This is a genomic window from Stenotrophomonas sp. NRRL B-14846, assembly GCF_050473585.1.
Lineage (GTDB): Bacteria > Pseudomonadota > Gammaproteobacteria > Xanthomonadales > Xanthomonadaceae > Stenotrophomonas.
Genome location: NZ_JBFLUN010000012.1, coordinates 1 through 12556 on the forward strand (window position 1 = coordinate 1; position 12556 = coordinate 12556).

Consider the following 12556-nt stretch of genomic DNA (forward strand, 5'->3'; position numbering starts at 1 on the left):
GGCTGCTGGCAGTGCAGCTCTATGTGCAGGACCAGCGCGACCCGGAAGGGTTCCGTGAGCGCTATCTTGCCGTGCTGGGCGAAGGCTTCGACCGCGCGCCGACCGAGCAGGTGGCGCAGTTGCTGGGGCACGTGCCCGACTGGCCGGCATTGGTCGATGCCGATCTGCAGGTGTTCAACCAGACGGTCGCGCAGCTGCAGGCGCTGCATGCGCAGGTTGAGGCAAGGCATTGAGACTGATACTGCAGCCTGAAGCGGGACTCAAGTAGCGACTTCTGCGGAGCCAATCGGGCCGAGTTCATTGAGAAGTGATTCCACTTTCTCGGCGGTTTTTTCGATACTGAGATTGTCCTCCAGGAGAACGTGCGATAGTTCGCAGTCCTGTAGGTTCCGAATTTCTTGTGGAATCGCTGAAGGCGCTTTCTTGCCTCCAGGGCCAGCGATGGCGAAGGTGCATGACGGCCTTCCCACATCAAGCTGATCCGATACTTCAGCTTCTCATCATCGACCGCACGTATTCTCAGATAGACAGCCTCGTAGTCGTAGCTCCCCGTTTCATCGGTGACACTGTGCGTGTACTTCTCCCAGCCGGGTATGGATACCAGTAGCTTCTGTCGCGAGGAGTAGAAGTGCTTGGACTGCAGCGTCGCGATGTTCCTGTCGAGGATTCGCTGCTGCAGAAGTGCGGTTCCGCGCATCTGCCTGAGCATCGCTACAGCGTCGCGATTCTGCAGCATGAATCGCAGGGCCAACGTGTCTCTTCGTTCCGTCATCCAACGGCTGTGCATGTTCCCCTTGGAACCAAGGAGGCGGTGGAGCGCTTCGCCATGCTGGTTGTTGAGATCCCCCGCGAGCGCCTCCGCTCTGCGAACAGTGGCACTCTTCCAAAGGTCGGTCTGGCGGTTGCAGTAATTGACAACGAGGCGGGCGGCGGCGTTCCCGCGCTCCAGATCCAACATCCGCGCGATCTGCAGAATTGCGCAGCCATTCGTATCCCAGGTGCAGCCATTGGTGGCTCATAGGGTGAATCTGGCTTTCATCAGGATCGAAATTTCGATCAAGCGCAAGGAATACAGGATCGAATCTCCGTAGCTTCGGATTCTTCTTCGTGACCTCGGTCCAGCCATTGTAGTACCGCTCCAGCTGATTCCCCGTATGCGAGCTTCCTGCCTTGTTCTCGATCAGGACTACAAAATTCTGGTCAGGAACAAACACCGCCAGGTCAATCCTGTCCTTTGAATTGACGATCACCTCGCGGAGCGTGAATGCAGAGCCAAAGCTGGTCGTGCGAAGATTCGATGGGGACCATCTGCCGAAGAATGCCGCGGTCTTTCCGTTCTTTCGCAAGCCGCAATGCTCTACCTGTGCCATCTGCCAGGAGGCGAGCAACAGATCCCTGAGGATCTGGTCGCCTTGTCCATGGCCTTCGCGGGGATCAAACATCCACGCGAGAATGCGTGAGTGGCCGTTCTCGGGAAGGTCAATCAGATCGAGAATGTCATCGCCAGTACGCAGCACCTCACAGAGCTCCGTGAGCTTGGGGTCCACCAGCAGATTCTCGATCTTGAGTTCGAGCGCACGGTCCTTCCTGGGCATTGCTGCGAGTCATCCTTGTTGTCGGCTCGGGTAGATCATGGTTGATAGCGGCTCCCCAGCGGGATTCTGTAGGGTGGCAGCAAGGAGGTGGCCTTGTTGGACCCGACTGATGTGGCTCAGTCTGAACAGCTCAAGCGCTTGCCTGCACCCGCCAACCCAATGCAACCTCTTCCACAACGCCCGGGCCAACCACGTCACCCACCTGCAGCAACAGCCCCTGCGCATTGGGCAGGTCCTTCTGCTCGGGGAACCAGCGGCGATCGGCGGCGACTACGATCAGCAGGGCCTTCGTCGTCGCCCATCGGCGCGAACTGCGGCGAAGCCGGGCTGATCGGTTGCAGGCCGAAATGTTGGTTGGACCGTTCGCGTACGGCGTCGACATCGTGGCTGGGCAGGCCGACTTCGCTCAGGCAGGTCAGCTCACTGCCATGGAACACGCCTTCGCGCCGCGCTGGCCGGCAAGCGGCGGCGGCCGATCAGTTCCAGGATCAGCCCGTCCGGGCCGGTGAAGTACACCGACTGCGACTGCCAGCTGCTCTCCAGCGCGAAGTAGTCCAGTCCCGCCGGATTGCGTTGCAGCGGCGTGCGCTCACGCAACCAGGTCATCGCCTCGCTGAAGCGGTTGTCCGGTACGTTGAAGGCCAGGTGCACGCCGCCGACCGGATGATCACCCGTCGGCTGCAGTTCGATCGTGCTCCAGCCGATGTGCACATGGTTGCCGACCACGCGCTGCTGCAGCACATCGTGGAAATACGTCGCGACGGTGGCGACGTCGGACACCGGCAGGGTGAGGCGAAGCAGGCGCATGACCGAACCTCCATGGACGCGCCCACTGTAGCGCCGGGGCCAGCCCGGCGGCCACTATCGCAGTGCGTCGGCGAAGAATCGCACCGCGACATCCACTGCCTGCTGGTGGGTGTTCGTCCTGGGAACTGACGCGGTGCACAGCTCGGGAAGCCTCTGCGCGCCGGCCGCCGTACAGGTCGCCAGGAAGTCGTAGTGGCCCACATCCGGCAGACGCTGCAGCGCAGCGCCCGGAATCAGTGCCTGAGCAGCCTCGCCATTGCTCTGCGGTGGCGCAACCGTGTCAGCCTCGCCCAGTACGATCGACACCGGCTGCCTCAGCGAGGACAGCTGTTCCGGCGTGAATGCCTGCACGATTGCTGGCGCCAGCAGGAATACCGCGCGCACGCCGGGGATCGCGCGCGATTCATTGGCGTGGGAGATCCATGGCGACAGTTCCGGCGAGCTTGCAGCGGCAATACGGGCCTCCATCGTGTGCGTGACGGCTTCCTGCTGGGGCCGGCAGACGCCGTCATCCGGATGCGCTTGGCAGAAGGCCAGAAGCCGCTGCAGGTCGGGGCGTGCACCGGCGGCGAGCAGTGCGGTGTAGCCACCGGCGGAGAACCCGGCCACACCCAGCCGTTCGCGATCGACGTGTGGACCGAGCAGCGGATCGGCCTGCACCGTCGCCAGCGCGGCGCGCAGATCATCCGCACGCAGCCAGCTCAGCATGCTGCCAGGCAGGGTCATCTCGTCCACGCCGTTGTTGCCGGGATGATCGACCGCGATCACCAGGTACCCGGCGCGTGCCAACGCCGTACCCAGCCAACCCATCATGCGCGCGCTGCCGCCGTTGCCGTGGGAGAGCAACAGGGTTGGCAGGCGTGCACCCGCAACCGGCGCATCCAGTGCCACGCGGCCGACGTCGAACAGCGGTGCATCGGGGGGACCGATGGTCAGGGCGGTTTCCCTGCTGCCAGCGGGCGCCGGATACCAGACCGTGTAGCGAAGGGCGTCGCGGTGTTGCGCGTCGCGCGTCGCGGCGCTGGCCACCGTGGTGGTGCCGTGGCGTTCGCCTGCTTTCCAAGGCTCGCCAGCGCTGGCGGCCCACGCGGAGGCCATCAGCATCATTCCCAGCACAGCGGCTGTCATGCGCATCCTCAACTCCTTGTCAGCGTGGGCGTTCGTCCACCGGCAGCCAGATCTCCACGCCGCCGTTGCCGGTGTGCTCGTCGAAGCGCGTGTCGTAGCGCTCCAGGTCCGGTGCATCGGCCAGAATCAGCCCGGAGCCAGGAAGGTAGTGGTCCAGCAGCCAGAACCAGGTCGAGCGGATGGTCGAGATATGCCCGCCGTGCCAGGCCACAAGATAGCGGCGCGCCGGCACGTCGATCCGCTGCCAATGCGCGGGCACGGTGGACAGCGCGCTGGCGGGCAGCGCAGCGACGTAGTCGAAGCCACCGTCGTCATCGCTGTTGCAGCACACGCCGAAACTGATCGGTGCCGGCGTCGGCCATTCGCGGTTGAGCTGCGCCCACTGGCCGGGAATCGCGCCGCCACTGTCGCGGGTATGCCGCATGCCGATACCCGCGACCTGGAAGGCGGGGGTATCGAGCAGTCGCGGTGCTTCAGTGCAGGCAGCCGGCGCATCCTCCACGCGGATCGCCTGCACTAGTACCAGTCCATCGGTGCCCTGTTCGCGTACGCGCTCCGGCGTCTGCCCGAACTGTTCGCTGAAGGCGCGGGTGAATGCGGCATGGGTGGTATAGCCGGCCCCCAGCGCGACCTGCAGGATGTCGCCGGCCCCGTTGGCCAACCGCTGCGCGGCAGCGGTCAGGCGCCGTCCCCGCAAGTAGCGCACCACCGAGGTACCGGTGCGGGCCTGGAACAGGCGTGACAGATGGAACGGCGAGAGCCCCGCTGCGGCGGCGATATCGGCCAGCGCCAATGGCTGGTCCGCATGGGTTTCGATGTACCACAACGCCTTGCCTGCCGCGCTCATCCTGCCGTTCCCCGATTCCGATGCCGGGCACAGTAGCGGATCCTCAGGCAGGGCGTTTAGCAGTTCTTGCGCTGCCGGGGCCTTGCGTCTGCCGGCGTACCGGCAACAATGTGCGCTTCATGGATGCGAGGGAGGGCAGGGAGATGCGATCGACGACGTGGGATGCCCGACCAGCGGAGCCAGGCCCATGATGGAATTGGTACTTGTCTACCTGGTGCTGCCGGCGGTGCTGACGCTGGCCTTGCTGGTGCTGATGGCGTACCGCGCGCCGCGCTGGAAGGGCAATCCCTGGCTTTATCGCGCCGGCTTCGCGTTCCTGGCCGGGTTGCTGTCACCCACGTTGCTGATGGGCGGTCACGGTGGGCTTCCTGGCCCGACCATCGGTGGGCTGGTGATGGTGCTGACGCGGTTGGAATGGATCGGTGACCTGCGTGCCAGCTTCATCGGTTTTGGCAGCAAAGACTTTGGTTTCCTGTCCGCTCCCTTCCTGGTGGTGTTCGCCCTCGCGATGTTTGTTCCGCTGCGAACGGCACGGCCGGCCCGCTTCGGGTTCGACGACGACAGCAACGGCTGACGCCGTGTGCGCGGCCATGAAGGGCCGGGTGTCCGTCGGCACCGCCCATCCACGCACGGCGTGGATCTACGGATGGGCCCTGGCAGCGCTCAACCATGGTTGGCGCATCAAGCTGTCGCACTGACGTCATGGCTCCTTCACAGATCGCGCCGAGACTGCGCGCCTTGTCCAGCCCTGTTGTTTCCGAACAGGTACTGGCCCTGTCGCGTCCTCCCGGAGCCCTGCCGTGCATCGTTCGAAGCTTTCGCGTTCCATCCTCCTTGCCCTTTCCTTGGCCAGCGCAGGAGGCGCGACTGCAGCGGAGGCCGATGCGGTCGATGCCACGGCGGGCAGCCGTGCGGCGCCCACCCAGCTTGATGCGATGCTGGTCACCGGCACCCGCGCCTCCAACCGCACCCAGTTCGAAACGCTGGCGCCAGTAGACGTGTTCACCAAGGAGGACATCAGGTCGGTGGAATCCACCGACCTGAAGGACGTGCTGGCGCAGCTGGTGCCGTCGTTCGTGGTGCAGCGCCTGCCGATGGCGGACGGCCAGGTGTTCGTGCGCCCGGCCACGCTGCGTGGCCTGTCGCCGGACCAGACCCTGGTGCTGGTCAACGGTCGTCGCTTCCATCGCAGCGCGCTGCTCGGCAACCGTGGCGCGCAGGCGGCCGATCTGGCACAGATTCCAACCAGTGCGATCAAGCGCATCGAAGTGCTGCGCGATGGTGCGTCGGCGCAGTACGGCTCGGATGCCATCGCCGGTGTCATCAACATCATTCTCGAGGATGGCCCCGGTACCGAGATCACCGCCGGCTATTCGCAGTACGCACAGGGCGATGGCGCGTCGCGTGATTTCAGCGCACGTACCGGCTGGTCGCTGGGTGACTACGGCAGCCTGGTGCTGTTCGCCGAATCGTCCAATTCCGACGCCACCTCGCGCACACCGCCAGCGCCCGGATGCGATCGCCTTCCAGGCCGCGCATCCGGATCTGGACGTGCCCAACCCGGTACAGCGCTGGGGCCAGCCGGAACTGGAAAGCCGCCGCGTCGGCTTCAACGTAAAGGCCAATGCCAGCGACACGCTGGAGCTGTATGCGTTCGGCCTGTACAGCCACAGCGATGGCGTCAGCGATTTCAACTGGCGCAACCCGGACACTACCACCGGTGCCTACCGCACCACGGCGATCTTCCCCGGCTGGAACCTGCGTTCGATCTATCCGGTGGGCTTCAGCCCGCAGTACGGCAACGTCCAGAACGACCTGCAACTGGTCGGTGGCCTGCGTGGCGAGATCACTCCGAAGCTGCGCTGGGATGTCAGCGCGTCGTATGGCCGCAACGCCATCGACTACAGCCTGAAGAGCTCGATCAACGCCTCGCTCGGTCCGGCCAGTCCGACCGCGTTCGATCTCGGCCGCCTGACCCAGACCGAGAAGAACGCCAACGCCGACTTCAACTACGAGTGGGACGTGGCCGCGCTGGCCAAGCCGATCAACGTCGCCTTCGGTGGCGAGTTCCGCCAGGAGACCTACCAGGTGCGCGCCGGTGATCCGGCCTCGTACGCGGTAGGCCCGGGCGCGGCCGCGGGCCTGGAGGCCAACTCCAATGGCGCACCGGGCTTCTCGGCCAGCCAGGCCGGGCAGTGGAGCCAGCGCAGCAAGGCGGCCTATGTGGATATGGAAGTGCCGCTGGGCGAGCGCTGGAGCATCGGTGCGGCCAGCCGCTACGAGGACTTCTCCAGCTTCGGCAGCACGCTGGACGGCAAGCTCTCGGCGCGATTTGCGATCACCCCGGACGTGGCCCTGCGCGGCACCGTGTCTACCGGCTTCCGTGCACCGACCCCGGCGCAGCTCAACACCACCAGCACCACCCAGGGCTTGGATACGCGCACCCTGCAGATCTTCACCAGTGGCCGCCTGTCGCCGAACGACCCGCTGGCGCAGATGCTCGGTGCCAGGCCACTGAAGCCGGAAGAATCGCGTACCGCGTCGCTGGGCCTGACCTGGCGCACTGACCTCGGCCTGTCCGGCTCGGTGGATGTCTACCAGATCAAGCTCACCGACCGCTTCAGCCAGTCGGCCAGCTTTGCCATTCCGGCAGGCACGCCGAATCCGCTGGGCTATACCTCGGTGAACTACTTCACCAACGATTTCGATACCACCACCGCCGGCGTGGACGTGGTCGGCAACTACCTGCGCGATCTGGGCGCCGGCCGCATGACGCTGACCCTGGCCTACAACTACAACCGTACGCGGGTGGACAACGGCAGCACCTCGGTGGCCACCAACGAAACCCAGCGCGTGCTGTTCGAAGACCGCCTGCCCGAGCACAAGGGCAGCCTCACCGGTAGCTGGGACATCGGTGCCTGGTCGCTGATGGCGCGCATGCGCTACTACGGCGCCTGGACCGATTCCAGCGGCAATGCAGTGGGCGATATCTACCAGCGTTTCGGTGCGATGAGCTTCCTCGACCTGGCCGTCGGCTATCGCATCAACGAACACCACAGCCTGCGCGTGGGCGCGGACAACGTGTTCGACCGCTATCCGGACGAAGCGACCTTCCAGGCCAGCCGCGGCCTGGTCTACTCGCGCAACGCGCCGTACGACACCGACGGTGCCAACCTGTACGCGCAGTACCGGCTGAGCTTCTGATGGACCGCAACCGCCGCTCCCTGCTGCGTGCCGGTGCACTGCTGCCGGCTACGGCCGCGCTGTCTTCACTGCCCGCCATGGCCGCCACGCGTTACGCTGCGCCCATGCAGATTCCCGCAACGACCGTAGCGCCGGACGTGCTGGCCCGCGATGAAGGCTACTGGACCGCCGTCGCCAGCCACTTCGACATCACCGACGAAGTGAACCATCTGGAGAACGGCTACTGGGGGGCGATGGGCCGCGAAACGCTGGCCAGCTACCAGCGCCACACCGCCGAGGTGAACCGTGGCAACGCGTGGTATGGCCGTCGCGAGTTTCCGGTGCAGTACATGGCGGTGCAGCGGCAGGTGGCCGAGTTGCTGGGCGTGGGCGCCGACGAGATCGCACTGACCCGTGGCGCCACCGAGGCGATGCTGGCGCTGATCGGTGGCTACAACCGCCTGCAGCCCGGCGACCAGGTGCTCTACGCCGACATCGACTACGACAGCATGATCGGCGCGATGCGCTGGCTGCAGCAGCGTCGCGGCGTGCAGGTCGAGCGCATCGCGCTGCCGGCCGTGCCCGACCACGCGCAGATCCTGCAGGCCTACGAGGCCGCGTTCGCGCGGTTGCCGCGCCTGAAACTGGTGCTGCTGACCCAGGTCAGCCATCGCCATGGGCTGGTGCTGCCGGTGGCGGAGATCGCCGAGCGTGCGCGTGCGCGCGGCATCGATGTGATCGTTGATGCGGCCCATGGGTTTGGCCAGATCGACTACGCGGTGCCGCAGCTGAAGGCCGATTTCGTCGGGATCAATCTGCACAAGTGGATCGGTGCGCCGGTCGGTGTCGGCGCGATGTACGTGCGCAAGGGGCGCGTGACCGACCTGGACCCCTACATGGGCGAGACCGACGATGGCCGGGTGGGCAGCCGCGTGCATACCGGTACGGTCAACTTCGCCGCCTACCTGGCACTCCCGGACGCCATTGCCCTGCATCAGCGCATCGGCGTGGCCAACAAGCAGGCGCGCCTGCGCTTCCTGCGTGAGCGCTGGACCGTGCCGGCGCGGCAGATGGCACATATCGAAGTGCTGTCGTCGCCGGACCCGGCGCTGGCGAGTGCGCTGGCCAGCTTCCGCCTTCGCGGGCGCACCAGCGTGGCCGACAACATCGCGCTGCAGAAGCGCCTGCTGGATGAGCATCGCGTGTTTACTACCCACCGTGACGGCTTGGACTCCGGCGCCTGCGTGCGGGTGACACCGTCGGTGTTCACCCGGCCGGAGCAGATGGATGCCCTCGTGCAGGCGCTCTCCGCCCTGGCCTGACTCTGCTCTGGTGGGTGCCAACCTTGGTTGGCACAATCCGTCCGTGCCGGTGAATCTTCCGCCGGCCAGCGGCCGGCACTACCGATCGGGTGGGTGCCGACCGTTGGTCGGCACATCCCGTCCACGCCCTACCTCCGATCTGGTGGATGCCAACCTTGGTTGGCACACTCCAACCGTGCCGGGGAATCTTCCGCCGGCCAGCGGCCGGCACTACCGACCGGGTGGGTGCCGACCGTTGGTCGGCACATTCCATCCACGCATGGCGTGGATGTTCCCCACCTACCGCTCGATCGCCGGCAACGCATCCGACAACAACAACCGATCAATCCGCCGCAACGCACTTTCCAGCTGCCGGCGGTCCGCCGCCAGCCCCAACGACAACCGCACGCCGTTCTGATGCTGCACCCCCGGCGGGCAGAACGCCGATGAAGGAGCGATCGCCAGCCCCTGCAGCTGTGCGGTACGCACCAGCGTGGCATCGGTCCACGGCGCCGGCACCCGGCACCAGGCATGCAGGCCCTCGGCGCGCTGCAGCAACGACGGTGCCAGCAGATACCGCGCCATGCGCATGCGCTCGCGTGCCTCGGTGCGCACCTGCGCCAGCAGTGACTGTGCCGAACCATCCAGCAGCAGTTGGCTTGCCAGCGCCGCCACCAGCGGATGCCCCATCAACCGGGTGGCGCGCAGGGCCGACGCCATCGCCTCGGCATGCGCGGCGCTTGGGCAGCGCACGAAGGCGGTGCGCAGGCCGGGGCTGATCACCTTCGACAGCGTCGCCACGTGGAACACATGACGCGGTGCCAGCGTTGCCAGCGGTATCGGCGTCTCTTCGGCGAGGTGCCAGTACGGATCGTCTTCGATCGCCAGCAGGCCTTCGCATTCCAGCACACGCGCCAGCGCTTCGCGGCGCTGCAACGACAGCGTCAGCGCGGTCGGGTTCTGGCAGGTGGGATTGAGATAGACCAACCGCGCGCCACTCCCGCGTGCCTGCCGCACCAGTGCCTCGGGGCACATGCCGTGCTCATCGCCTTCCACCGGCACCAGCCGCCGGCCAAGTGCCCCCGCGGCCTGCAGCAGCCCCGGGTAGACCAGCGTGTCGCACAGGATCGCGTCGCCATCGCGGCCCTGACTGACCAGGATGGCGGCCAACGCCACCTGCGCGCCTTCGGTCAGCAGCAGGCTGGCATCGTCCACCGCGCCCAGCATCGGTTGCAGCCAGCGTGCTGCCGCGTGGCGGTCGGTGGGGTTGCCGCCGCCCAGGTGATACGTCATCAGGTTCGGCGCGTTGCTGCGCGCAAGCACGGCGGCAGCACCGCGGCGCAGGGTCTCGGCCAGCGCATCGGCATCGGGCACCGGCGGCACGTTCATGCTCAGGTCCACCACCTGGTCGAAGCCAGCCTTGGGCGGTGCGATGAAACTGCCCTGCGGACCGCGCGCCCTCGATCAGGCCACGCTTGCGTGCTTCATCAAATGCCCGCGTCACCGTGGTCAGGTCGACGCCGAGCTGCTGCGCCAATGCGCGCTGCGAGGGCAGGCGCTGGCCCGGCGCAAGACCACCGCGGCGCACCGTGCGCTCCAGCGAATTGACGATGCGCAGGTAGATCGGCCCGTTGTGCGCGAGCACGTCCTGCACCCATTCGCGGGCTGCGACATCCGGTCGCGGCATGTAGGGAGCATGTCGGGGCGTATCGTTGCTTCCAACGGCGGGAGCCTGTCCATAACCATCGGTCGGTTCGGACAGGTGACCGCCGTTGTTGTTTGCAGCGGCCGCACCGGCCTGCGTCAGTGATGTCATTGCGCGTCCTCAGCGCTTGGCCTGCCAGGGGCAGTAACAGCCCACGGCAAGCAGTCCTTTCGGGCGCACGGTTTCGCCGCGCACCAGTTTGTCCAGCAGTGGTTCGACGAAGCTGTTGGCCGAGTTGCAGACCATGCCGATGCTGTACGGGCCGGCGTAGGCGAGGTGGCCCTGGCGATCCCAGATGGCTACGGCGGGGCTGGCCGGGATGTGTTCGATGCCATCGATGGTCGGCAGGTTGATTACCTTGTTGCGCAGCGGCTCGGGCAGCTCGCCCTGGGTGCCGGGGCGGCGGATGGCATAGAAGTCGATGCCGGCGCGGCGGTACATGCTGATCAGGTAGCTCAGGTGCGCACCGGTTTCGCGGTTGCACACGCCGCAGGCCGGGTCCCAGAAATGCACCACGCGGATGCGGCCAGTGTCACCGGCCAGATCGGCCGGCAGGCGCAGCTGCGAGTCGTCGAAGACGATGGCCTGTTCGGTGAAGGTGGACTGCGCGCTGTAGCCGAAGTACTGCCACAGCGCAGCCGCGACGCCGGCCATGAACAGGCAGGCGAGGGCGATCATCGTCGGCAGCAGCCAGCGGCGACGCGGCGCGGCTGCGCCCATCAGGAATCTTCCCGGCCGAACTTGTGCACGTACTGCTTGCGCATCTCGCGGCAGGAATCGGCCTGCGCGCGGCGCTGGATCTCACTGCGGGACGGATCCTCGCTGCGCTGCACGCACTGTTCGATGGCGTGGCGCTCGGCGGCCTGCACATCCACGGTCTGCGGCTGCAGGCAGACCCAGGCCAGCGCCGCCAGCATCAGCACCACAAAGCCGCCACAGCCGGCCATCACCAGGTGGAACTTCAGTTTCTCGGCGCGCATCGGGGCACGTCCCTTTATCCATACATTGCATACAAAATATCATTTTGTATGGATAAAGCGCCATGCGCCCCGTTCAGACGATGGCGTTGTGGCGTGCCTCGGGGGCCTCCGACAGGATCTCGTTCAGCTTGGCCAGCGCCCCGGCCAGCGCGCCCTGGTCGACTGCGCCGCCCAACGACAGGCGAATCGCATTGCCCGGTGGCGGTTCTTCCACGCTGAAGGCATCGGAGCTGGCAATGCCCAGACCCTGCTCCTGCGCGGCCTGGATCAACCGGTACTGGTCGAGCCGCGGCGGCAGCGGCAGCCACACATGCAGGCCGGCCGGATGCGCCTGGGCACGGGCCGGCAGGTAACGGGCGGCAATGGCCTGGCGCTCGCGCAGTTCCTGCTGGAAGCGCTGCACCATGTCCTGGGCCTGGCCGCTGCGGATCCACTGCGAGGCCACCGCCACCATCGACTGGGTCGGCATCAGCGCGATCGCGCGCAGCGCGTCCAGCACGGGTTCCATCGGCTCGCCGGCCGGCACCACCAGGTAGGCGGTGCGCAGGCCCGGCGCCAGGCACTTGGACAGGGTGGAGATGTAATAGACCGGGCAGCCCGCATCGCGGTGTGCGGCCAGCGGCGGTGCGGCGTCCCCGGCCAGCAACCAGTAGGGATCGTCTTCGATCACGGTCAGATCGTGGCACTTCGCGACCGCCAGCAGCGCCTGCCGGCGCTGTGCCGACATCGTCGCCGTGGTCGGGTTCTGGATGGTCGGCACCAGGTACAGCAGGCGCGGGCGACGCAGCTGGCAGGCCTCTTCCAGCGCTTCAGGCAGCATGCCTTCGGCGTCCATCGCCACCGGCACCACGCCCCGCTGCAGCACGCGCGCGGCGGCCAGCAGGCCCGGGTAGGTCAGCTGCTCGGCGGCGATCAGCTCGCCCGGCTGGGTGCGGGCCAGGATCAGCGCGCACAGCGCGGTCTGCGCGCCGGGGCAGATCACCACCTGGTCGGCGCCGACCGTGCCCAGC

Annotated in this window: 8 protein-coding genes and 4 pseudogenes; 4 read left to right on the plus strand and 8 right to left on the minus strand. The window is 66.5% G+C overall.

Annotated features, from left to right (window positions below):
- Positions 1–233: pseudogene (locus tag AB1281_RS01125) on the plus strand (M3 family metallopeptidase); the annotation flags it as partial.
- A 321-nt stretch (positions 234–554) separates the two neighbouring features.
- On the opposite strand, the gene AB1281_RS01130 reads toward AB1281_RS01125, so the two are convergent.
- The 4 genes and pseudogenes from AB1281_RS01130 to AB1281_RS01145 all read right to left on the minus strand — a co-directional run bounded on the left by AB1281_RS01130 (position 555) and on the right by AB1281_RS01145 (position 4377).
- Positions 555–1595 (minus strand): PD-(D/E)XK nuclease family protein, encoded by a 1041-nt coding sequence (locus AB1281_RS01130; RefSeq protein ID WP_430344866.1) that lies wholly within the window; start codon positions 1593–1595, stop codon positions 555–557.
- 130 nt (positions 1596–1725) lie between these two features.
- Positions 1726–2402, minus strand: a pseudogene (locus tag AB1281_RS01135) (VOC family protein).
- Positions 2403–2456: 54 nt separating this feature from the next.
- Complete coding sequence (locus AB1281_RS01140) at positions 2457–3536, minus strand: alpha/beta hydrolase family protein (RefSeq protein ID WP_430344867.1); 1080 nt, start codon at positions 3534–3536, stop codon at positions 2457–2459.
- Positions 3537–3549: 13 nt separating this feature from the next.
- A complete protein-coding gene (locus AB1281_RS01145) occupies positions 3550–4377 on the minus strand; it encodes an AraC family transcriptional regulator (protein WP_430344868.1) in 828 nt (275 codons plus the stop codon).
- Between AB1281_RS01145 and AB1281_RS01150 the strand changes: the two genes are divergently transcribed.
- The 3 genes and pseudogenes from AB1281_RS01150 (at position 4346) to AB1281_RS01160 (ending at position 8882) form a co-directional block, all read left to right on the plus strand.
- Complete coding sequence (locus AB1281_RS01150) at positions 4346–4951, plus strand: hypothetical protein (RefSeq protein WP_430344869.1); 606 nt, start codon at positions 4346–4348, stop codon at positions 4949–4951. The genes AB1281_RS01145 and AB1281_RS01150 overlap by 32 nt on opposite strands.
- A gap of 226 nt (positions 4952–5177) precedes the next feature.
- Positions 5178–7581, plus strand: a pseudogene (locus tag AB1281_RS01155) (TonB-dependent receptor plug domain-containing protein).
- Complete coding sequence (locus AB1281_RS01160) at positions 7581–8882, plus strand: aminotransferase class V-fold PLP-dependent enzyme (protein ID WP_430344870.1); 1302 nt, start codon at positions 7581–7583, stop codon at positions 8880–8882. Before AB1281_RS01155 ends, AB1281_RS01160 begins: the two are co-directional and overlap by 1 nt.
- A gap of 279 nt (positions 8883–9161) precedes the next feature.
- Here the strand turns inward: AB1281_RS01160 and AB1281_RS01165 are convergent.
- The 4 genes and pseudogenes from AB1281_RS01165 to AB1281_RS01180 form a co-directional block, all read right to left on the minus strand.
- Positions 9162–10677, minus strand: a pseudogene (locus tag AB1281_RS01165) (PLP-dependent aminotransferase family protein).
- Positions 10678–10686: 9 nt separating this feature from the next.
- Complete coding sequence (locus AB1281_RS01170) at positions 10687–11286, minus strand: DUF6436 domain-containing protein (protein WP_154264704.1); 600 nt, start codon at positions 11284–11286, stop codon at positions 10687–10689.
- Positions 11286–11546 carry a hypothetical protein gene (locus AB1281_RS01175; protein ID WP_005411478.1) on the minus strand — a complete coding sequence of 87 codons (261 nt, stop codon included), beginning with the start codon at positions 11544–11546 and terminating at the stop codon, positions 11286–11288. The genes AB1281_RS01170 and AB1281_RS01175 overlap by 1 nt, the downstream gene beginning before the upstream one ends.
- A gap of 73 nt (positions 11547–11619) precedes the next feature.
- Positions 11620–12556, minus strand: a 937-nt coding sequence (locus AB1281_RS01180; protein WP_430344871.1) for a PLP-dependent aminotransferase family protein, incomplete at its 5' end; no start/stop codon positions are given.

What these genes read in the sequence shown, in the direction of transcription:
- AB1281_RS01145 (WP_430344868.1), bottom strand. Translation starts at nt 4,377, where the DNA reads ATGAGCGCGGCAGGCAAGGCGTTGTGGTACATCGAAACCCATGCGGAC.
- AB1281_RS01130 (WP_430344866.1), bottom strand. Translation starts at nt 1,595, where the DNA reads ATGCCCAGGAAGGACCGTGCGCTCGAACTCAAGATCGAGAATCTGCTG.
- AB1281_RS01140 (WP_430344867.1), bottom strand. Translation starts at nt 3,536, where the DNA reads ATGCGCATGACAGCCGCTGTGCTGGGAATGATGCTGATGGCCTCCGCG.
- AB1281_RS01175 (WP_005411478.1), bottom strand. Translation starts at nt 11,546, where the DNA reads ATGCGCGCCGAGAAACTGAAGTTCCACCTGGTGATGGCCGGCTGTGGC.
- AB1281_RS01150 (WP_430344869.1), top strand. Translation starts at nt 4,346, where the DNA reads ATGTACCACAACGCCTTGCCTGCCGCGCTCATCCTGCCGTTCCCCGAT.
- AB1281_RS01160 (WP_430344870.1), top strand. Translation starts at nt 7,581, where the DNA reads ATGGACCGCAACCGCCGCTCCCTGCTGCGTGCCGGTGCACTGCTGCCG.
- AB1281_RS01170 (WP_154264704.1), bottom strand. Translation starts at nt 11,286, where the DNA reads ATGGGCGCAGCCGCGCCGCGTCGCCGCTGGCTGCTGCCGACGATGATC.